General features: G+C 71.4%; 20 protein-coding genes. 19 read left to right on the top strand and 1 reads right to left on the bottom strand.

The features are described from left to right. The first annotated feature begins 66 nt into the window (after nucleotides 1–66). From BIU98_RS05000 to BIU98_RS04940, 13 genes are all read left to right on the top strand, one after another. Complete coding sequence (locus BIU98_RS05000) at nucleotides 67–696, top strand: TetR/AcrR family transcriptional regulator (protein ID WP_071272553.1); 630 nt, start codon at nucleotides 67–69, stop codon at nucleotides 694–696. Nucleotides 697–744: 48 nt separating this feature from the next. Then, nucleotides 745–1,308, top strand: a complete 564-nt coding sequence (locus tag BIU98_RS04995; protein ID WP_083392990.1) for an SRPBCC family protein — start codon at nucleotides 745–747, stop codon at nucleotides 1,306–1,308. Beyond that, nucleotides 1,305–1,976 (top strand): DUF4166 domain-containing protein, encoded by a 672-nt coding sequence (locus BIU98_RS04990; RefSeq protein ID WP_071272550.1) that lies wholly within the window; start codon nucleotides 1,305–1,307, stop codon nucleotides 1,974–1,976. The genes BIU98_RS04995 and BIU98_RS04990 overlap by 4 nt, the downstream gene beginning before the upstream one ends. 73 nt (nucleotides 1,977–2,049) lie before the next feature. Next, a complete protein-coding gene (locus BIU98_RS04985) occupies nucleotides 2,050–2,790 on the top strand; it encodes a DUF1684 domain-containing protein (RefSeq protein WP_071272547.1) in 741 nt (246 codons plus the stop codon). Nucleotides 2,791–2,897: 107 nt separating this feature from the next. Continuing rightward, nucleotides 2,898–4,400: an ABC transporter substrate-binding protein gene (locus BIU98_RS04980; protein ID WP_071272544.1), complete on the top strand. Its 1,503-nt coding sequence runs from the start codon at nucleotides 2,898–2,900 to the stop codon at nucleotides 4,398–4,400. Nucleotides 4,401–4,462: 62 nt separating this feature from the next. Beyond that, on the top strand, nucleotides 4,463–5,425 hold the full coding sequence (locus tag BIU98_RS04975) for an ABC transporter permease (protein ID WP_071272541.1): 963 nt from the start codon (nucleotides 4,463–4,465) through the stop codon (nucleotides 5,423–5,425). Continuing rightward, on the top strand, nucleotides 5,422–6,354 hold the full coding sequence (locus BIU98_RS04970; RefSeq protein WP_083392989.1) for an ABC transporter permease: 933 nt from the start codon (nucleotides 5,422–5,424) through the stop codon (nucleotides 6,352–6,354). Before BIU98_RS04975 ends, BIU98_RS04970 begins: the two co-directional genes overlap by 4 nt. After that, a complete protein-coding gene (locus tag BIU98_RS04965) occupies nucleotides 6,351–7,160 on the top strand; it encodes an ABC transporter ATP-binding protein (protein ID WP_071272538.1) in 810 nt (269 codons plus the stop codon). Before BIU98_RS04970 ends, BIU98_RS04965 begins: the two co-directional genes overlap by 4 nt. Continuing rightward, a complete protein-coding gene (locus BIU98_RS04960) occupies nucleotides 7,157–7,924 on the top strand; it encodes an ABC transporter ATP-binding protein (protein ID WP_071272535.1) in 768 nt (255 codons plus the stop codon). Before BIU98_RS04965 ends, BIU98_RS04960 begins: the two co-directional genes overlap by 4 nt. Before the next feature lie 473 nt (nucleotides 7,925–8,397). Continuing rightward, nucleotides 8,398–8,868, top strand: a complete 471-nt coding sequence (locus BIU98_RS04955; protein ID WP_071272532.1) for a hypothetical protein — start codon at nucleotides 8,398–8,400, stop codon at nucleotides 8,866–8,868. After that, on the top strand, nucleotides 8,865–10,040 hold the full coding sequence (locus tag BIU98_RS04950) for a zinc-dependent alcohol dehydrogenase (RefSeq protein ID WP_071272529.1): 1,176 nt from the start codon (nucleotides 8,865–8,867) through the stop codon (nucleotides 10,038–10,040). Before BIU98_RS04955 ends, BIU98_RS04950 begins: the two co-directional genes overlap by 4 nt. Before the next feature lie 91 nt (nucleotides 10,041–10,131). Further along, nucleotides 10,132–11,298, top strand: a complete 1,167-nt coding sequence (locus BIU98_RS04945) for a glutathione-independent formaldehyde dehydrogenase (RefSeq protein WP_071272526.1) — start codon at nucleotides 10,132–10,134, stop codon at nucleotides 11,296–11,298. A 21-nt stretch (nucleotides 11,299–11,319) separates the two neighbouring features. Then, the gene (locus BIU98_RS04940) at nucleotides 11,320–11,958 is read left to right on the top strand and encodes a DUF1345 domain-containing protein (protein ID WP_071272523.1); all 639 of its coding nucleotides are present in this window, start codon (nucleotides 11,320–11,322) and stop codon (nucleotides 11,956–11,958) included. 242 nt (nucleotides 11,959–12,200) lie between these two features. Here BIU98_RS04940 and BIU98_RS04935 read toward each other — a convergent pair whose 3' ends face one another. Further along, the gene (locus tag BIU98_RS04935) at nucleotides 12,201–13,094 is read right to left on the bottom strand and encodes a LysR family transcriptional regulator (RefSeq protein WP_071272520.1); all 894 of its coding nucleotides are present in this window, start codon (nucleotides 13,092–13,094) and stop codon (nucleotides 12,201–12,203) included. 72 nt (nucleotides 13,095–13,166) lie between these two features. Here BIU98_RS04935 and hisD point away from each other — a divergent pair, with 72 nt between their 5' ends. From hisD to BIU98_RS04905, 6 genes are read left to right on the top strand one after another with little or no spacing between them, the layout of a single operon-like run. Next, a complete protein-coding gene (gene hisD / locus BIU98_RS04930) occupies nucleotides 13,167–14,546 on the top strand; it encodes a histidinol dehydrogenase (RefSeq protein WP_071272517.1) in 1,380 nt (459 codons plus the stop codon). A gap of 2 nt (nucleotides 14,547–14,548) precedes the next feature. Then, nucleotides 14,549–15,886, top strand: coding sequence for an ABC transporter substrate-binding protein (locus tag BIU98_RS04925; RefSeq protein ID WP_071272514.1), 1,338 nt, complete (start codon nucleotides 14,549–14,551; stop codon nucleotides 15,884–15,886). 1 nt (nucleotide 15,887) lies between these two features. Then, on the top strand, nucleotides 15,888–16,844 hold the full coding sequence (locus BIU98_RS04920; protein WP_071272511.1) for a carbohydrate ABC transporter permease: 957 nt from the start codon (nucleotides 15,888–15,890) through the stop codon (nucleotides 16,842–16,844). Further along, nucleotides 16,841–17,650, top strand: coding sequence for a carbohydrate ABC transporter permease (locus BIU98_RS04915; RefSeq protein WP_071272508.1), 810 nt, complete (start codon nucleotides 16,841–16,843; stop codon nucleotides 17,648–17,650). The genes BIU98_RS04920 and BIU98_RS04915 overlap by 4 nt, the downstream gene beginning before the upstream one ends. Further along, nucleotides 17,647–18,492 carry a nitrilase-related carbon-nitrogen hydrolase gene (locus tag BIU98_RS04910; RefSeq protein ID WP_071272505.1) on the top strand — a complete coding sequence of 282 codons (846 nt, stop codon included), beginning with the start codon at nucleotides 17,647–17,649 and terminating at the stop codon, nucleotides 18,490–18,492. Before BIU98_RS04915 ends, BIU98_RS04910 begins: the two co-directional genes overlap by 4 nt. After that, nucleotides 18,489–20,141, top strand: coding sequence for a glycoside hydrolase family 13 protein (locus tag BIU98_RS04905; protein WP_071272502.1), 1,653 nt, complete (start codon nucleotides 18,489–18,491; stop codon nucleotides 20,139–20,141). The genes BIU98_RS04910 and BIU98_RS04905 overlap by 4 nt, the downstream gene beginning before the upstream one ends. Nucleotides 20,142–20,411 lie beyond the last annotated feature (270 nt).

The raw sequence follows: 20,411 nt of genomic DNA, 5'->3' as shown, positions 1-20,411 counted from the left end.
TTTGACTGCGTGGTCCACAACGTACGTCGTTGTGGACCGATCAGTCAAGAATCCCGAGGAGCTCCCGTGCCCAGACCCCGCAGCTTCGACGAAGCCGACGTCGTCGCCCGCGCCCGCCAGGCGTTCGCCGACACCGGGTTCGCCGGCACCTCGCTCGACGCCCTGCTCGAGGCGACCGGGCTCGCACGCCAGAGCCTCTACAACGCGTTCGGCGGCAAGCGCGAGCTCTTCATGCGGGCGTTCCTCAGCGACACGGCGGAGGCCGTGGACGCCGTCGAGACCATCCGGCACGGGTCGGACCACCCGATCACCCGCATCCGGGCGCAGCTCGTGCACGTGGCGGTGACCCACGGGGCGGCACAGGCCGCTCCGTCGCTGTTCACGAAGGCCGCGGTCGAGCTCGGGGCCCACGACGCACAGGTCGCCTCGACGGTGGCCGCCGCCTTCGACACGATGCGCGAGCACTACGCGGCCTGCATCGCCGACGCCCAGGAGGCCGGCGAGGTCGACGCGGCCGCGGACGCCGGGTCGCTCGGGGCGTACTTCTGCGCGGTGATGGAGGGCATGGCGACGCTCGGCGGGTCTGGGGCGTCCCGGGCGACGCTGCTCGACATCGGGTTCACCAGCCTCGGTGCCGTGCCGGTCACCGAGCTCGGGCGCGACCACCTCGGGCGGGACGACGGCAGCTGGTCCTGAGCCGCGTCGAGCGGTCCTCCGCGCCCTGACCCTCACTACGCTCAGCACGTGGGGAAGCGGGGCATCTACGTCGAGACGGTGATCGACGCCGACGTGGAGCAGGTGTGGGCGGCGACGCAGGACCCGCGGCAGCACGTGCGGTGGGACGTCCGGTTCTCGGAGATCGTCCCGGAACCGCCGGACGCCGACGGGGCCGAGCACTTCACCTACGTCCGGCGCTCCCCGGTCCACGACGTGCACGGCACCGGGGTCAGCATCGGCGAGCGGCAGCGGGACGACGGCACCCGGACGTCCGCGCTCCGCTTCGCGACCGACGACCGCCTCTCGCCGATCCGCGCCGGACGCGGCTACTGGCGGTACGTGCCCACCGGGGACGGCCGCACCCGGTTCATCACGGGCTACGACTACGACGGCGGGTGGGGTCCGCTCGACCTCGTCGTCCGGCCGCTCCTCGGGTGGGCGACCGCGTGGAGCTTCGACCGCCTCCGGATCTGGCTCGAGGGCGGCGCCGAGCCGGAGGCCTGGCCGCTCACCTGCGTGCTGCAACCGTGGCGGCGGGACCGGCCCCGAGCCTCCAGGACGCTGCGTGCCCCCGCCGGAGGTGACCGGTGAGCTCGGTGTTCGAGGAGGCGCTCGGCGCGGACTTCCAGCGCCTGCACCCGATGATGCGGCGCCGCTTCGGCGTCGGGCTCGACGCCGCCGAGGCCTGTGTCGGACAGGGCGTGATGCAGTCGATCCGGCGGGGGCCGTGGTGGACCGTGCCGTTCCTGCAGATCGGGCGGTTGCGGAACATCCTGGTGCCCGACGTCGGACGGGACGTCCCGTTCACGATCGAGAACTACCCGTACCGGGACGAGCACGGCCGCGAGACGGTGACCTTCGTGCGGACGTACACGACCCGGCCAGGACGCGAGGCACGCTTCGACGCCACGATGGTGCTCGTCGACGGCCGGGTGCTCGACTACCTCGGGTCACACCAGCACCTCGCGGTGGACCTCGACCTCGCGGTGGACGAACGCGGCGGCCTCGTCCTGACCTCCGACGCACAGCGGTTCCACGAGGGACCGGTCAGCTTCCGGTTCCCGATGCTGTTCAGCGGCCGGGCGACCCTGCACGAGTGGTGGTCGGACGAGGACCAGGCGTTCCACGTCGACATGCAGGTGCACAACCGCGTGTTCGGGTTCCTGTTCGGCTACCGGGGGACCTTCACGTGCGAGTGGGTCTCGGCGACGGACGCCCCGGCCCGGTTGAAGCCCCGGCGCACCGAACTGCGGACCTGATCCGGACCACACGTGTTGCTCCGTGTGACGCGGCAGGGGAATACCGAGCGCCGGTCTGCGATTGTCGATCCCGATGAGCATCACCGACGCGAGCACCACGAACGACGCCCCCTCCTCCTGGCACGCCTGGCGTGCGGCCCGCCGCCAGCGGGTGACCGGTCCGCAGGGCGACCTCGCGCTCGTGTCCACGGTGTGGCTGCCGGACGGCACCGAGCCCGACCTCGACGCGGTCCTCGTCGGCCAGCCCGCGAGCGTCGTCGCGACCGCCGTCCACCGGAAGGACCTCGACACCGGGGCGCCCGAGCACGGCTACCGCCTGTGGGACGCCGAGTCCCCGGCGAACCGCTCCTTCGTCGAGGTCCCCGTCTTCCCGTACGACCCGGCGTGGCGCATCACGGCGCACTTCACGCCCGCCGAGCCCGGACGCACCATCCCCTACGAGCACCTCCGCGACGCCGCTGGTGCCACGCGCGACCTGGTCGTCCCCGGCGACATCACGGCGACGATCGACGGCCGCTCGTACACACTGAGCGCGTTCGACGACGACGGCACCCTGCTCCTGGTCTTCGGCGACCCGACGAACCGCAGCACCGACGACGCCGACCGCACGTACGGCACCGGCCGGTTCCTGTTCGTCGAGCGTCCGGCCGGGTCGTCGACGGGCGAGGAGTCCGACGTCGTCCTCGACTTCAACCAGGCCTTCGTGCCGCCGTGCGGGTTCAGCGACCAGTACAACTGCCCGCTGCCGCCGTTCCAGAACCGCCTGCACGTGCCGGTCCACGCCGGCGAACGGTACGTCGCACACCAGGCCTGACCAGCGGGGAGCGACCCGGCACCGGCCGCAGCACCACACCCCGCACCAGCACCACACCCCGCACCAGCACCACACCCCGAACCCGACCCCGAACGACCAGGAGTCCCGTGAAGTCCCGCACCGCAGCCGCGCTCGTCGCATCCGGCATCGCCCTGAGCCTCGCCCTCGCCGGCTGCTCGTCCTCGAACGGCGGCTCGTCCTCCGGCGCCGACGCCACCGTGGCGATCGGCTCCCTCTACGAGCCGACCAACCTCTCCAACGTCGACGGCGGTGGCCAGGGCGTCAACGAGGCCTTCCAGGACAACGTCTACGAGGGCCTGTTCCGCCTCGGCGACGACGGGAAGGTCACCCCGCTGCTCGCGAGCGCGTACAAGACGTCCTCCGACGGCCTGACCTACACGTTCACGCTCCGCAAGGGCGTGAAGTTCCACGACGGGGGCACGCTCACGAGCGCCGACGTCAAGAGCTCGATCGAGCGCGTGACCGCCGAGGACTCGCAGTCGTCGCGGAAGTCGAGCCTGTCCGTGGTGAAGTCGATCGCCACCCCGGACGACGACACCGTCGAGGTCACGCTGTCGAAGCGCTCGATCTCGTTCGTCTACAACCTGTCGTACGTGTGGATCGTCCCGGCGGACGCCACGAAGCTCAAGACCGAGGAGAACGGCACCGGGCCGTACACGCTCGGCACCTTCAAGCGCGGTTCGTCGCTCACCCTCGAGCCCTTCACGGACTACTGGGGCAAGAAGCCCGCGAACGGCGGCGTCGAGTTCGACTACTTCACCAGCGCCTCCACGCTCTCGAACGCCCTGGCCAGCGGCCGCGTCGACGTCGTCACGAGCATCCAGTCCCCGGACGCGCTCTCCCGGTTCACGGCAGACACGTCCAAGTACACGGTGAGCGAGGGCGACTCGACGACGAAGGAGCTCCTGGCGTTCAACGACGCGAAGGGGCCGTTCACGGACGTGAAGCTCCGCCAGGCGATCTCGGCCGCCGTCGACCGCAAGGCGCTGCTCAAGGCCATCTGGGGCGACTACGGCACGGTGAACGGGTCGATGGTCCCACCGACCGACCCCTGGTACGAGGACCTGACGAGCGTCAACGCGTACGACCCGGCCAAGGCTAAGGACCTGCTCGCGGAGTCCGGCCACGCCGACGGCTTCACGTTCACGCTCGACACCCCGTCGTACGACCCGCACCCCGCCGTCGCGCAGTACCTGCAGAGCGCGCTGAAGAAGGTCGGCGTGACCGTCGACATCAACACGATCAGCGCCGACGAGTGGTACACGAAGGTGTACCAGCAGCACGACTTCGAGGCCACGCTGCAGGAGCACGTCAACGACCGCGACGTCGTCTTCTACGGCGACCCGGACTTCTACTTCGGGTACGACAACCAGGCCGTGCAGCAGGACATCGCGGATGCCGAGCAGGCCACGTCCGAGGACCAGCAGACCGAGCTGCTCAAGCAGGCGAACGAGCAGATCGTGAAGGACGCGGCGAGCGACTGGCTGTACCTGTACCCGCAGATCGTCGTGTCGGACAAGGACGTCACGGGATACTGGAAGAACGGGCTGAACTCGCAGTTCCCCGTCTCCGGCATCACCGTCTCCTAGTCGCGGACGGCGAACGCGCCGGCCCCGCACCGACACCCACCAGGCAGGATCCGCACCACCCCATGACCGCGTACGTCCTCCGCCGCCTCGGCATCCTCGTGCTGTCGCTCGCGGCGTCCCTGGTCGTCGTGTTCGCGCTCCTGCGGATCCTGCCCGGTGACCCGGCGAACGCCCTGCTCGCGGCGAACGCCACACCCGACCAGGTCGCTGCTGCCCGGCGTGCGGTGGGCTCCGACCTGCCGCTGACACAGCAGTTCCTGCATTGGTTCGGGCAGATGCTGCACCTCGACCTCGGGACGTCCTTCACGAGCGGCCTGCCCGTGCTGCCGGACCTCGCGCAGCGCCTGGTCGTCACCGTGCCGCTGACGCTCATCGCGTTCGTCGTCGCCGTGGTCGTCGCCAGCGTCGTCGGGTTCGTCGCGGCCGCCCGGGCCGACCGCTGGTACGGGGTGCTGCTCTCCGGCATCACCCAGCTCGGCATCGCGGTCCCCGTCTTCTGGATCGGCATCCTGCTCGTGCAGGTCGTGTCGCTGCAGTGGGGGCTGCTGCCCTCGAGCGGCTTCCCCCGCGACGACTGGACGTACCCCGGCGACGCGCTCGAGTCCCTGGCGCTGCCGATCATCACCGTGGCCGTCGTCATGACGGCGTCCATCGCCCGCTACGTCCGGAGCGCGGTGCTCGACGTCCTCGGCGCCGACCACATCCGCACCGCCCGGGCGCTCGGGGCGTCCACCGCGTCGGCGTTCCTGCGCCACGGTGTCCGGTCCGCGGTCGTCCCGGTGATCGCGGTCCTCGGCATCGAGCTCGCGTCGACGTTCCTCGGCGCGGTCGTCGTCGAGAGCGTCTTCGCCCTGCCCGGTCTCGGCAGCATGCTCATCACCGGGATCGAGCAGCACGACTACCCGAGCATCCAGGGCGTGCTCCTCGTCTCCACCGTCGCCGTGCTCGTGATCGGGTTCATCGCCGACGTCGTGCAGCGCATCGTCGACCCGCGCCTGCGCTCGAGCGTCTCGGGGAACCGGTGAGCGCCCGCCGCTCGGTGTCCCTGACCACGGGCATCGTGCTCGTGGGACTGGTCGTCGTCGCCGCGGTCGTCTCGCTGATCTGGCTGCCCTACTCGCTGTACGACACGTCCGGCGGCCGGCTCACCCCGCCCGGCGGCGCGCACTGGCTCGGCACCGACACCCTCGGCCGCGACCTCGCCACTCAGCTGCTCATCGGCGCGCGGATCGCCCTCTCCACGGGACTCGGTGCGGTCCTGGTCGGCGGCGTCCTCGGCACCGCCGTCGGTCTGGCCGCAGCGTTCGCCCGCCCCTGGCTCGACGACACCCTGTCCGCCGTCCTCGACATCGTGATCGCGTTCCCGACACTGCTCGTCGCGATGCTCCTCGTCGCCGCCCGGGGCGCCTCCCTCGGCACCGCGATCATCGCCATCGGCCTGGTGATGACCGCCGTCGTCGCCCGACTGGTCCGGATCCTGGCCCGACGGGTCCTGCGGCAGGAGTACGTCACCGCGTCCAGGACCTCCGGCACCTCGTGGGCGCGCGTGGTCACCGAGCACGTGCTGCCGAACATCTGGCCCACCCTCGCCGTCAACCTCGCGCTGCAGTTCGGGCTCGCGGTCCTGGCCGAGGCCAGCCTGTCCTACCTCGGCCTCGGCGCCCCGCCGCCCAACGCCTCGTGGGGCCGCATGCTCCAGGACGCCCAGCAGACGGCCTTCGAGGCGCCGGCCGGCGTCCTCGCCCCGGGCCTCGCCCTCGTCGCGCTGGTCATCGGCGCGAACCTCCTGGCGGACGGCCTGCGCGACGTCGCGGACCCGACCCGCCGCGGACGGCGAGCGACGCGGGGAGCCGCACCGAGCCTCCCGGCTGGGACGACGGTGGGTGGTGACGGGGTCGGCACCGTCGCACCGGTCGCGGCCACCCCCGACGAGACGGACAGGAGGCTCGGATGAGCCCCGCCATCGAGGTCACCGACCTGCGCATCACCTCCGCCGACGGGGCGGTGCTCGTCGACGGCGTCTCGTTCGCCGTCGAGGACGGCGGCCGCCTCGGCATCGTGGGGGAGTCCGGCAGCGGCAAGTCGCTCACCGCGCTCGCCGTGCTCGGGCTGTTGCCGTCCGCCCTGACGGTCACCGGCTCCATCCGGGTCGGCGACGTCGAGGTCGTCGGCGCGTCCGAGCGGGCGCTCCGCGGTGTGCGCGGGGCCGCCGTCGCTCCGGTGTTCCAGGAGCCGATGACCGCGCTCGACCCGATCATGCGTGCCGGCGACCAGATCGCCGAACCGCTGCGCCGCCACCGGGGGCTCCGTGGCGACGCCTTGCGGTCCGCCGTGCACGAGGCGATCGTCGACGTCGCGCTGCCCGACCCCGACCGGGTGTCCCGCGCGTTCCCGTGGGAGCTCTCCGGTGGGCAGCGGCAGCGTGTGGCGATCGCGATGGCGCTCGCGTGCCGACCGCGGGTCCTCATCGCCGACGAACCCACCACGGCGCTCGACGTCACGGTGCAGGCGGAGGTGCTCGACCTGCTCGACCGAGCCGTCGCCGACCGCGGCATGGGCTTGCTCTTCATCAGCCACGACCTGTCCGTCGTGGCGCGCACGGTCGACCGGGTGCTCGTGCTCGAGCACGGGCGTGCCGTCGAGCAGGGGGCCGTGCGGGACGTCATCGCCGCGCCGACCCACCCGTACACGCAGCGGCTCGTCGGCAGCGCCAGGACCCTGCAGGACGCGCTGGACCGCGGCCGAGGAGGTCCCCGGTGACCACCCTGCTCGCCCTCGACGACGTGACGTTCCGCTACCCGGGGCGCCACGCCGGGCTCGCCCTCGACGACGTGTCCTTCGCCGTCCAGCCCGGGCAGCACCTCGGCATCGTCGGGGAGTCCGGCGCCGGCAAGACCACTGTCCTGCGGATGCTCCTCGGGCTCGCGTCGCCCGACTCCGGCACGGTGTCGTTCGACGGCGCCGCACTCGACCTGCGGGACCGCGCCGGGATGCACCGCTTCCGCACGGCCGTGCAGCCGGTGTTCCAGGACCCGTTCTCGTCCCTCGACCCCCGGCAGCGCGTCGACCGCATCGTGGGGGAGCCGCTCCGGTCCCTCGGTGTGGCCTCCGGCTCCGAGGCCAGCGACCGCGTCGCCGCAGCCCTGCGCGACGTCGGGCTCGACGCCGACGCCGGTCGTCGCTACCCGCACGAGTTCTCCGGCGGCCAGCGCCAGCGCATCGCCATCGCCCGCGCCGTGGTGTCCGGGCCGCGGGTGCTCGTGGCCGACGAACCCGTCAGCGCGCTCGACCTGACGACCCGGGTCGCGGTGCTCGAGCTGTTCGAGCGGCTCGCCGAGGAGCACGGCATGACGATCGTGCTCGTCTCCCACGACCTGGCCGTCGTCGCCCGGCTGTGTGCGGCGACCGTCGTGCTCCGTGGCGGGCGCGTCGTCGAGCAGGGCGACACCGCCCGGGTGCTGGCCGCCCCGGAGTCGGACTACACGCGGGCGTTGCTCGACGCGGTGCCGCGGCTGCCGCGCTGACGCGGGGGCCGTGGCAGGTCGTTCCGCGCGTCGTGGGCCGTTCCGCGCGCAGCAGGTCGTTCCGCGCGTAGTCAGTCGTTCGTTCCGACCGCCTCCGCGCGATCCCGCTTCCCATCGCACGCGTCATGGGTCAGATCGCGGGCGGAACGAGTTCCCGTTCGGCGGGGTGACGGATCCGTCATCGTCCCGAGCGGATCCGTCGTCGGCCCGGCGACTGCTCGCGTGCTCGTCCCGACGGCGGAACACCGCGACGCATCGTGGACAAGTCGCGGACACGAGGCCGAGTCACGTCGCACCCTGGACCGGCGGGAGCGCAACTGAGCGAGTGCCTTCCCGGCACGTCCGTCTCAGCCGTTCTCCGTCTCGTTGATCCGCATCGAAGCGACTCAGGAGGCCGCGATGGAACACGCCACACCGACCGGACCTGCTCGGTCCGGAACCATCACCCGGACCCGTCCGCACGGAGCACCCCGATGACGCCCCGGCTGGTCGGCGCCGCGGTGGTCGTCGCCGCAGCCAGCGCCGTGGTGCTGGCCCGGCGGCGCCGACCACGATCCGCGCCGGGGACGGGAGCGGCCTCCGCTCCGCGGTCGGGGTGGCTCGCCGTCACCGTCGCCCGCGACGTCGACGACGTCCTGCCGGCGGGACGGACGCCGGGGCCGCTCGCGCGGTTCGGTGACGCCGTCGAACTGGAGGCCCGGATCGCGCCCGGCGACAAGGGCACCGAGCTGCGCGCCCGCTTCCGGCAGGGCGCCTCCCGAGCAGCAGCGGGCGACCGCGACCGCGGACGGCTCCGCGCTGCGTTGCGGGAAGCCAAGCAACTGATCGAGGTCGGCGAGGTGCTCCGGGTCGACCCGGTGCCCCACGGCCGCCGAACGGCCACGCCGACCGGAGCACTCGTGGAACTGGCGACGGCGCGGAGCAACGAGGAGGGGACACTGTGAAGGCACTGTGTTGGACCGGGGTCAACGAGACCTCGGTGGAGACGGTCGAGGACCCGGCCATCCTCAACGACCACGACGTCATCCTGCGGGTGCGGCTCAGCACCACCTGCGGCTCGGACCTGCACCTGCTCGGCGGGTACATCCCGACGATGCGTGCCGGGGACGTCCTGGGCCACGAGTTCATGGGCGAGGTCGTCGAGGTCGGGTCCGCGGTCCGCAAGCACCGGGTGGGGGACCGGGTCGTGGTCTGCTCGTTCATCGCCTGCGGACAGTGCTGGTACTGCACGCACGGGCTGTTCTCGCTCTGCGACAACGGCAACCCGAACCCGGGGCTGACCGAGACGATGTGGGGCTCCCCGATCGGTGGGTGCTTCGCCTACAGTCATGCGCTCGGCGGGTTCGCGGGCAGCCACGCCGAGTACGTCCGCGTGCCGTTCGCCGACCAGGGGGCGTTCCCGGTGCCCGACGGGGTGTCGGACGTCGCGGCGCTGTTCGCGTCGGACGCGGCGCCGACCGGGTGGACCGGGGCGGACCTCGCGGGCATCCAACCCGGTGACACCGTCGCGGTGTGGGGTGCCGGTGGTGTCGGCCAGATGGCGGCGCGGGCGGCCATGCTGCTCGGGGCCGAGCAGGTCGTCGTCATCGACCGACTGCCCGAACGCCTCCGGCAGGTCCGGGAGCACATCGGCGCCGAGACCCTCGACTACAGCAGCGAGAGCGTGCTGCCGGAGCTCAAGGAGCGCACCGGAGGCCGCGGTCCCGACGTCTGCATCGAGGCGGTGGGGATGGAGGCCCACGGGACGGGGCCGCAGTACCTGTACGACCAGGTCAAGCAGCAGCTCCGGCTGCAGACGGACCGGCCGACGGCGCTGCGCGAGGCGATCTACGCCTGCCGCAAGGGCGGCAGCCTGTTCTCGCTCGGGGTGTTCGGCGGGTTCGTCGACAAGTTCCCCTTCGGCGCGGTGATGAACAAGGGCCTGACGGTCCGTGGTGCTCAGCAGCACGGACACCGCTACATCCCGATGATCCTCGACCGGATCGCCGCCGGGGAGATCAGCACCGAGCACCTCGCAACCCACGTCATGCCGCTCGAGGAGGGGCCTCGTGGGTACGAGATGTTCAAGCAGAAGGAGGACGGGTGCGTCCGCGCCGTCTTCCGTCCCGGTTCCTGACGGCGGAGGACGCCGACCGGCAGCACTCGCACCATCACGCACGAACAGCACGAACAGCACGAACAGCACGAACAGCACGAAAGGCACGGTCATGAGAGCAGTTGTGTACGACGGCCCGCGCAGGGTCAGTGTCAAGGACGTCCCCGACGCCCGCATCGAGCGTCCGACCGACGCGCTGGTCAGGATCACGACCACCAACATCTGCGGCTCCGACCTCCACATGTACGAGGGACGGACCGACTTCGAGACCGGACGGTGGTTCGGCCACGAGAACCTCGGGCAGGTGATCGAGGTGGGCGACGCCGTGGACGAGGTGCAGGTCGGAGACTGGGTCGTCCTGCCGTTCAACGTCGCCTGCGGGCACTGCAAGAACTGCGAGCGGGGCTTCACCAACTACTGCCTCACCGCACAGCCAGAACGGGCGATGGCCGGCGCTGCGTACGGGTTCGCCGACATGGGGCCGTGGGCTGGCGGACAGGCGGAGCTGCTCCGTGTGCCGTGGGCGGACTTCAACTGCCTGCGTCTCGGTGAGGACGCGCAGGAGAAGCAGACCGACTACGTGATGCTCGCGGACATCTTCCCCACCGGCTACCACGCGACCGAACTCGCGCGAGTGCAGCCGGGCGACCAGACGGTCGTCTACGGCGCCGGACCGGTGGGGTGCATGGCCGCGTACTCCGCGATCCTCAAGGGAGCGAGCAAGGTCATGGTCGTCGACCGACAGCCCGACCGGCTGCAGAAGGTCGAGGAGATCGGAGCCATCCCGATCGACGACTCGGCGGTCGACCCCGTCGAGGCGGTGAACGATCTGACGATGGGGCTCGGAGCAGACAACGGGTGCGAGTGCGTCGGCTACCAGGCGCACGATCCCGACGGAGAGGAGCGCCCGAACTCGACCCTGAACCAACTGGTGCGCTCGGTGCGCTTCACCGGCACGATCGGCGTCGTCGGCGTGTACGTCCCGCAGGACCCCGGGGGTCCTGACGCCCTGGCGCAGCGCGGTGCCGTCGCGTTCGACTTCGGTGAGTTCTGGTTCCGCGGGCAGTCGATGGGGACAGGGCAGTGCCCGGTCAAGCGGTACAACCGAGCACTCCGCGACCTCATCGCGAGTGGACGTGCGACGCCGTCGTGGATCGTCAGCCACGAGCTCCCGCTCGACCAGGCGCCGGAGGCGTACGCGCACTTCGAAGCCCGTGACCACGGTTGGACGAAGGTCGTCCTGCACCCGGAGACCGCTCCGGTGCCGACGTCAGCGTGACCGACGGACGCGGCACGCGTGATGAACGACCGGATCCTGTCGCCGGGCCGCGCCTCGGCCTACGTCGCGATCGGCGTCGTCGTCGGCGTCTCCTGCATGTTCCTCGGGGCGCCGTCCCTCGGCCCGCTCGCGGCGTGGTGCGCGGCTGGGCTCATCGCGCTGACACAGGTGTGGCGCCGGTGTTGGCGGCAGGACCCGGACGGCACGGAACGTCTGGCACGGGAGGAGTCGGACTCGCGGCTCACGGACAACGCCATCATCGTGGCGTGTCTCGCGAGCCTCGCCGCGGTGGTCCTCGCCCTGGGGGAGGCGAGCCACGCCCGTGACCCCGCCTCGGTCGCGGCGGTGGTCCTGGGCGTCCTCGGGGTGATGGTCGCCTGGGCGCTGGTGAACACGGTGTACGCGCTGAAGTACGCCCGGATGTTCTTCCTCGACCACCGCGGTGGTGGGTTCGACGTCAAGCAGGACGCACGCCCGACCTACAGCGACTTCGCCTACTTCGCCTTCACGATCGGCATGTCGTACGCGGCTCCCGAGGTCGAACCGGACGACAGTGCGACCCGGCGGAAGGCCCTGCCGCACGCACTGCTGTCGTACTTCTTCGGGACGGTCCTGATCGCCGTCGCCATCAACCTGGTGACGAACCTCGGTCAGAGCTGAGGCCGAGGACACCGATGTCCGAGCCGCAGGTTGTTCGGCGTCGTGGGTCGTTGCGCCCGCGGCAGGTCGTTCCGCGCGTGGTCAGTCGATCGTTCTGACCCGGCACGCGCGATCCCGCTTCCCTCGCACGCGTCATGGTTCAGATCGCGGGCGGAACGAGTCCCCGTTCAGCGGGATGACGGACCCGGTCCAGGAACCCCGGGCGGAGACGGCCGGATCCGTCATCCCCACGGAGCAGGTCATCAGGGCTCGAGGAGCATGCGTCGGGCCAGCCGGGCGAGTTCGCGTGTCGCTGGCGAGAGCGGGACGCCCTGGCGTCGGACGAGGGCGATCGTGTCGTGGAGCGGCTCAGCGAAGCGGACGGTGTGTACTCCAGCCGGGAACGTCGGGGCGGCGGCCACCGCACCGGACACGATCGTGTCACCGGCACCGCGCGCCACCAGGTCGAGTGCGGAGTCGATGTGCTCGACCTCGATCCGTGCGTGCAGGGAGACCCCGGCGAACTGCGCCCGTTCCATGAGCTGCCGTCGCGTCGGGTCGCGCCACCCGTAGTGCGCGTCGTACAGGATCAGGTCGGCAGCCGCGAGGTCCTCGATCGCGACGGGCCGCTCCGTGTGGGACGGGTCGGCCGAGGCGTAGAGCACGTCGTCGCGGCGGAGGGGGGTCACCTCGAGGCCGTCGGCGTCGATGGGCAGCACGACCAGCCCCGCCTCGAGCTCTCCGGCTGCGACCGCTTCGGCGACCTCGACCGAGTTCAGCCCGATCACGCGGAGCCGGACGTCGGGGTAGCGGGAGTGGAAGCGCTCGAGCAGCCGGGACAGGAAGTAGTAGTTGGCGTTCCGGAGCAGCCCGAACGTGGCGACCCCGCCCTGCAGGCTCGTGACGTCCCGGAGCGTGCGGTCCGCGCCGTCAGCGGCGTCGACGGCCTGCTGCGCGAACGGCAGGAGCGCTTCGCCGGCGGCGGTGAGCACCAGGCGTCGGCTGCCCCGCGTGAACAGGCGGACGCCGTACGTCTCCTCGAGCCGCTTGACCAGCTCGGACACGGAGGGCTGTGCCATCCCGAGCTGCGCGGCCGCGGCGGAGAACGAACCGGCCGCGGTGATCACGAGGAACGCGCGCAGCTGGGTGAGCGTCATAGGGCTACCCTATGGGTTGCCGTGGATGTTTCACCCTTGTCCTTGCCCTCGACGTTCGGCAGGGTCGTCTGCATGAAGCTCAGCCCTCGTTTCGTGGCGGACCACGCCGACCTGTACTCGTTCGTCAAGGCCCCGGGCGTCGACGTGCCGGAAGCCCAGTTGGACCCCGCGGTGGCCGACCGCGTCCGCGGGATGCTCGACGAGATCGAGCGCGACGGGGTCGACGCCGTCCGCCGGTTCGCCCTGCAGCTCGACCACGCGGACGTCGTCGAGCTGTCTGCTGACGAGCTCGCAGCCACCGGTGACCGTCTCGACCCGGCCCTCCGCGCGGCCATCGAACTCGGCGCCGAGCGCACCCAGCACTTCGCCCGGCTGCAGCGCGAGCACCTCAGCGACTTCTCCGCCGAGCTCCTGCCCGGCCTGACCGTGGGGCAGCGCTACGTCCCGGTCGGGAGCGTCGGCGCGTACCTCCCCGCCGGGCGCTTCCCGCTGACCGCCAGCGCGTTCATGAGCGTCGGCGTGGCGAAGGCCGCCGGGGTCCCCACCGTCATCGCCTGCACGCCGCCCCAGCCGGACGGCGGGGTGAACGCCGCCGTCGCGTACGCCGCCTTCGTGTCCGGAGTCGACCGGCTCTTCGTCGTCGGTGGCGTCCAGGCGCTCGCCGCGATGGCGTTCGGGCTGCTCGGCGAAGCACCCGTCGACATGATCGTCGGAGCGGGGAACGCCTTCGTCGCCGAGGCGAAGCGACAGCTGTTCGGTGCCGTCGCGATCGACCTGCTCGCCGGACCGTCGGAGGTCGCCGTCATCGCCGACCACACTGCCGACCCCGAGCTCGTCGCGGCCGACCTGCTCGGGCAGGCCGAGCACGGCCCGAACTCGCCGGCTGCCCTGGTGACCACGTCGCGGGCGCTCGGCGAGGCGGTCGTCGCCGAGGTGGAGCGTCAGCTGCCGACGCTCTCCACGAACGCCATCTGCGGTCCGGCCTGGCGCGACCACGGCTCGGTCATCCTGGTCGACGACCGTGAAGCGGCTGCCCTGGTGATGGACGAGCTCGCCCCGGAACACCTCGAGGTGCAGACCGAGGACGACGTCTGGTACCACGACCGGCTCACGAACTACGGCTCGCTCTTCATCGGCCCGTGGAGCACGGTGGCCTACTCCGACAAGGGCATGGCCGGCACGAACCACACGCTCCCGACGGCCGGTGGTGCCCGGCACAGCGCCGGCCTCTCCGTGTCCCGGTTCCTCAAGCCGCTCACGTTCCAGCGGGTGACCAGGGAGGCCACCCCGGCGCTCGCCGACGCCGTCGACGTCATCTCCGCGAGCGAGGGCATGTCCGCCCACCGCGCGACCGCGACGTTGCGCACGGACCGCCTGCACCGCACCGACTCCACGAGCACCGACCAGCACGACTCCGCGACCCCCGACACGCTCCTCACGACCCGGAAGTGACCATGACCAGTCAACGTGCACGTCGGCGAGGCCTCCTCGCCGCGATCCCAGTCCTCGGCCTCGCGGTCGCCCTCGCCGGCTGCTCCGCGCCCGGTGCAGGCGGCTCGGGCGCGAGCGCCGACCAGCCCGACATCACGAAGAAGGTGACCGCGGCCGCGGTGGCGGACGGCGGCGACACCACCCTGACCATGTGGGCGGACGTCGCCGAGAAGCCCCTCATGCAGAAGCTCGTCCCGGCGTACGAGAAGCAGTACCCGAACGTGGACGTGAAGGTCACGTACAAGAGCTTCGACGACCTCATCGCGACGGTCGTGAACGCGGCGAACTCGTCGAACGCCCCCGACGTGTTCCAGGGCAACATCGGCTACGCGGTGGACGGCGCACTCGTGAAGGGCAAGCTCGTCCGCCCCCTCGACGACGTCGCGGAGGTCTACGGCTGGACCACCGGCACCGGCGCCTCCACGCTCGGTCCGGCGAAGTGGAACGCCGCGGGCACCGCCTTCGGGTCCGGCACCCTCTACGGGATGTCCCCGATCAGCGAGGTCCAGGGCATCTACTACAACAAGGAGAAGCTCGACGCGCTCGGGCTCCAGCCGCCGACCTCCATCGACGAACTCGAGACGGACCTGGCGAAGGCCGACCAGGCCGGAGAACAGCCGATCATGCTCGGCAACTCCGACCAGTACGCGGCGACGCACGTGTTCTCCGACATCGCCGCCACGAAGCAGCAGCCGAAGGACATCGCGACCTGGATCGGTGGCGAGTCCGGTGCCACGTTCGAGACCGACGGCAACGAGGAAGCCGCGCAGACGATGCGCGACTGGGCGCAGAAGGGGTACTTCGGCTCGGGCTACGACGGCCTGAGCAACGAGGACGCCATCGCCAGGTTCGCGAAGGGCGACGGTGTCTTCTTCGTCGGCGGCTCGTGGAACGGTGCGTCGCTCGACTCCGACGGCTTCGGGCTCGGGTCCCTGACCTCCGGTGGCGTGGGTGCCACGGCATCGCCCTGGCACGTCAGCGCGAAGTCCGAGCACCAGGACGCAGCGATCGCGTTCCTCGCGATGCTGCACACCCCGGAGACCGGACAGTGGATCCTCGACACCGGTCGTCTCCCCGTGGTCACCGACGGTGTCAGCTCGAAGGACCCCCTGCAGGAGCAGACCCTCACCGCGCTGAAGGACACCATCGCGGCCGGCACCCAGGTCGGCTACTACGACTGGAGCACGACCGACATGCTCACGAAGATGGGCGGTGCGCTGCAGGAGGTCATGGCCGGCAAGACGACGCCGAGTGCCTTCACCGAGACCGTCCAGGCGACCTGGGCGAAGGCGCACAGCTGAGATGGCGGCCACGCTGATCGAGCAGGACCCCCGTCGGACGGCGCCACGTCGGCGCCGTCCGGCGGCCTCGCGCCCGAGCTGGAGCTCCCTGCTCTACGTCGCACCGGCGCTCGCGTTCTTCGTCGTGTTCGTGGTGGTCCCGATCATCCAGTCGGTGCGCATCTCGTTCTACGACTGGGACGGCATCAGCGTCGCCACCCCGGCTGGCTGGTCGAACTACGCCGCGGTGTTCTCCGACCCCGACCTCCGGCAGGCACTCGGGCACTCCCTGGTGCTGCTCGTGTTCTACGCCGCGCTGCCGGTCCTCATCGGCCTGCTGCTCGCAGGCCTGATGTCGCGCATCCGCATCCACGGGCTCACCGTCTTCCGCGCCGTGCTGTTCCTGCCCCAGATCCTGTCGAGCGTCGTCGTCGCCGTCGCCTGGCGCGGGATCCTCGCCGACGACGGCCCGCTGAACGACGTGCTCCGAGCGATCGGCCTCGGCGGACTGGCCCACAGCTGGCTCGGGGACTTCGGGACCGCGCTGCCGTCCATCGGCATCATCGGCACCTGGGTCGAGTACGGCCTGTGCATGGTGCTGTTCCTCGCCGGGATCGCCACCATCGACCGCTCCCTCTACGAGGCGGCACGGCTCGACGGTGCGGGCGCCTTCCGGGAGTTCACCGCGGTCACGCTGCCGGCGCTGCGCCCGCAGATCTCGATCGCTCTCATTCTGACCATCACGTTCGCGCTCCGGAACTTCGACCTGATCTGGAACACCACGCGCGGGGGTCCGGGCACGTCGACGACGGTCCCGAGCGTGTTCGTCTACCAGGACGCGTTCCAGAACCGGGCACTCGGACAGGCGTCGGCGCTCGCCGTCGTCCTGACCGTCCTCATCCTGGTGGTCGTCGGAATCGTGCAGCTCGCGCTCCGGGAACGGCCCGAACGCACACAGCGGAAGGAGCTGTCCTCGTGAAGGTCGCACGCAGCGAGACCACGCTCACCCACGCGGTCCTGGTGGTCGCGGCGCTCATCGCCGCCTTCCCCCTCGCGTCCGTGATCGTGACGTCACTCGGCGGGAACGGCGCCGACGGCACCGGGGTCGGCTTCGGCAACTACGCCGAGGCGTGGACGCAGGGCGGGTTCGCCTCGGCGCTCGTCTCCAGCGCGATCGTCGCGATCACCGTCGTGGTCGTGACCGCGGCGATCGCGTGCCTGGCTGGCTACGCCCTCGCGCACATGCGGGTCCCCGGTGGACGGCTCATCCTGGTGCTCCTCCTCGTGGGCCTCGTCCTGCCCTACGAGGTCACGGTGCTGCCGCTCTACCAGATGCTGGCGGGCTGGGGCCTCGTGGACACCTACGGCGCGCTGATCCTGCCGCAGGTCGGGCTCTCGGTGCCGCTCGGGGTGTTCTGGATGCGGTCGTTCTTCGCGTCCGTGCCCGGCGAGCTCCTCGAAGCCGCCCGCATCGACGGGGCGTCCCGGTTCCGGATCCTCAGCAGCGTGCTGATGCCCGTCGCGATGCCCGCCGTTGCGACCCTGGCGACGATCCTGTTCCTGTTCACCTGGAACGAGTTCCTGCTCGCGCTGGTCCTCGTGCCGCAGAACGAGGCAGTGCAGACCGCTCCGCTGTCCCTGTCGTTCTTCTCGGGGGCGCAGCACGGCGCACAACCCGACGTGACCGCTGCGGCCGCGGTGCTCGTGGCGCTCCCGATCGTGGTCGCGTACGTCCTCCTGCAGCGGCGCCTGATCACGGGTCTGACCGAGGGGGCGGTGAAGTGACCGGCGTCGCGCGGGTCCGGTGCGACCAGCTCGCGCCGGTGCTGGGAGACCTCGCCGGCAACACCGAGCTGGTCGTCACGGCTGTCGAACGGGCGCTCGAGGACGGCGTCGACGTGCTCGTCCTGCCGGAGCTCGTCACGAGCGGGTACGTGTTCCGCGGCGCTGCCGAGGCCGCCGCCGTCGCGATCACGGCGGCTGACCCGCTGTTCGACCGCGTGGCCACGCTGCTCGCCGGCACCGACTCCGTCGTCGTCCTCGGGTTCTGCGAGGCCGAGGACGGCGGGACCGGGGTCCTCCGCAACAGCGTGGCCCTCGTCGACGCGTCCGGCGTCCGCGCGGTCTACCGGAAGACCCACCTCTGGGACCGCGAGACGCTGGTGTTCGCCCCCGGCGAAGACCTGCCTCCGGTGGTCGAGACCGTCCACGGCCGGATCGGGCTCCTGGTCTGCTACGACATGGAGTTCCCGGAGATGCCGCGAGCCCTGGCGTCGGCCGGCGCCGACCTGATCGCGGTGCCGACGAACTGGCCGGTCGGTGCGCACCCCGAGCGGGACCGCGTCGCCGAGGTCATCGCGGCGCAGGCGGCGGCACGGACGAACGGGGTGTTCATCGCCTGCTGCGACCGCGCCGGCACCGAGCGGGGCCAGGACTGGAACGAAGCCAGTGTCATCGTCGACCAGTTCGGCTGGGTCGCCGCGGAGACCGTCGGGCACGGGGGACCGGAGTCCGTCACGGCCGACGTCTTCCCGGGGCTCGCCCGCGACAAGTCGACGAGCCCACACAACGACTGGCTCGCGGACCGCCGTCCCGAGCTCTACGCACGAGAGGTCCCCAGGGCATGACCCCTACCGACGATCACGACTGGTGGCGCACCGCCGTCATCTACCAGGTCTACCCGCGGTCCTTCGCGGACGCGGACGGTGACGGCACCGGGGACCTCCGGGGTATCACGGGACGACTCGACCACGTGGCGGAAGTCGGCGCGGACGCGATCTGGTTGTCGCCGTTCTACCCGTCCCCGCAGGCCGACGGTGGCTACGACGTCGCCGACTACCGCGCCGTCGACCCGATGTACGGCACGCTCGCCGATGCCGACGCGCTCATCGACCGGGCACACGAGCTGCAGCTCCGCGTGGTCGTCGACCTGGTCCCGAACCACTGCTCGGACCGGCACGAGCGCTTCGTCGCGGCACTCGCAGCCGGTCCCGGCAGTCCCGAGCGCGGCATGTTCCACTTCCGGGACGGTCGTGGGGTCGACGGCGAGCTCCCGCCGAACGACTGGACCTCGATGTTCGAGGGACCGGCCTGGACCCGGGTGACGGAGTCCGACGGGACGCCCGGCCAGTGGTACCTCCACCTGTTCGCCCCCGAGCAGCCGGACTGGAACTGGGACGACGAGCGCGTGCACGCGGAGTTCGCGACGACGCTGCGGTTCTGGCTCGACCGCGGCGTGGACGGCTTCCGCGTCGACGTCTGCGACGCGATCGTCAAGGCACCGGGACTGCCGGACTGGCCGCACACGACGCACGGTGTCGTCGAGCCGGTGGAGGGCGTGATGCCCCCGATGTGGGACCAGGAGGGCATCCACGACGTCTTCCGGGAGTGGCGGCGGATCCTCGACGAGTACGACGGGCAGCGCATCCTCTGCGCCGAGGCCTGGCTCCCACCGGAGCGTGCTGCGCGCATCGTCCGGTCCGACGAGATGCACCAGGCGTTCAACTTCGCGTACCTCTCCCTGCCGTGGGACGCGTCCGCGGTGCGTGAGAACGTCGACGTCAGCCTGCGGGCCAACGACGCCGTCGGCGCCCCCACGACCTGGGTGCTGTCGAACCACGACGTGATGCGCCACGCCAGTCGCTACGGGTACGACGGTCCCGTGGAGCTCGAGGCCGGCGTCGGCGCCGACGACCCGCAGCCGGACCGCGCGCTCGGCCTCCGTCGCGCACGCGCGGCGACCCTGCTCATGCTCGGCCTGCCGGGCTCCGCCTACCTGTACCAGGGCGAGGAGCTGGGCCTCCCCGAGGCGACGGCCCTGCCCGACACGGTCCGCCAGGACCCGATCTGGGAGCGGTCCGGTCACCGCATCCGGGGTCGGGACGGCTGCCGTGTCCCGCTGCCGTGGACCGCGGACGGTCCGTCGTTCGGGTTCTCGTCCTCGGCCGACCCCTGGCTGCCGCAGCCGACGGACTTCGGATCGTACGCCGCCGACGTGCAGCAGGCCGACGACGACTCGACGCTCGCGATGTACCGCAGGGCGTTGGACACGCGGAGATCGCTCGGCCTCGGGTCCGGGTCGATGACGTGGTTGCCCTCCCCGGACGACGTCCTGACGTGGTCCAACGGTGCGGTCGTCGTCGTCGGCAACTTCGGGACCGACCCGGTACCGCTCCCCGTCGGGGAGGTGCTCGTCGCGTCCGTCCCCGACGCGGCCGCCGACGGCGTCCTGGCGGGCGGCTCCGCAGTCTGGCTGCGCGTCGACGACCAGGGCTGACGGCCAGGAGGCTCGGCTTCCCTCCGCCAATCGGCTCGCGTGGGGACACGCAAGGACGCCGCCCCCGGCAGGGGGCGGCGTTCTCGTGTGTGGTGCTGTGGTGCGGGGGTGTTACTTGATCTGGGCGGTGATGGTGGCGGTCCCGACGAGGAGGCCGGCCTTGACGGCGTCGGTCTTGAAGGTGCTGTTGAGCAGCTTCGCGGCGTCGGCGGAGACGTGGACGGTGGTGCCGGTCAGGATCGCGTTGTCACCCTCGAGCTGGAGGGGCTT

It is taken from the genome of Curtobacterium sp. MMLR14_010 (genome assembly GCF_001865015.1).
In the GTDB taxonomy this organism is placed as follows: Bacteria; Actinomycetota; Actinomycetes; order Actinomycetales; family Microbacteriaceae; genus Curtobacterium.
Note: the sequence above shows the minus strand (reverse complement) of the source record. Positions and strands in the feature narration are given on the sequence as shown.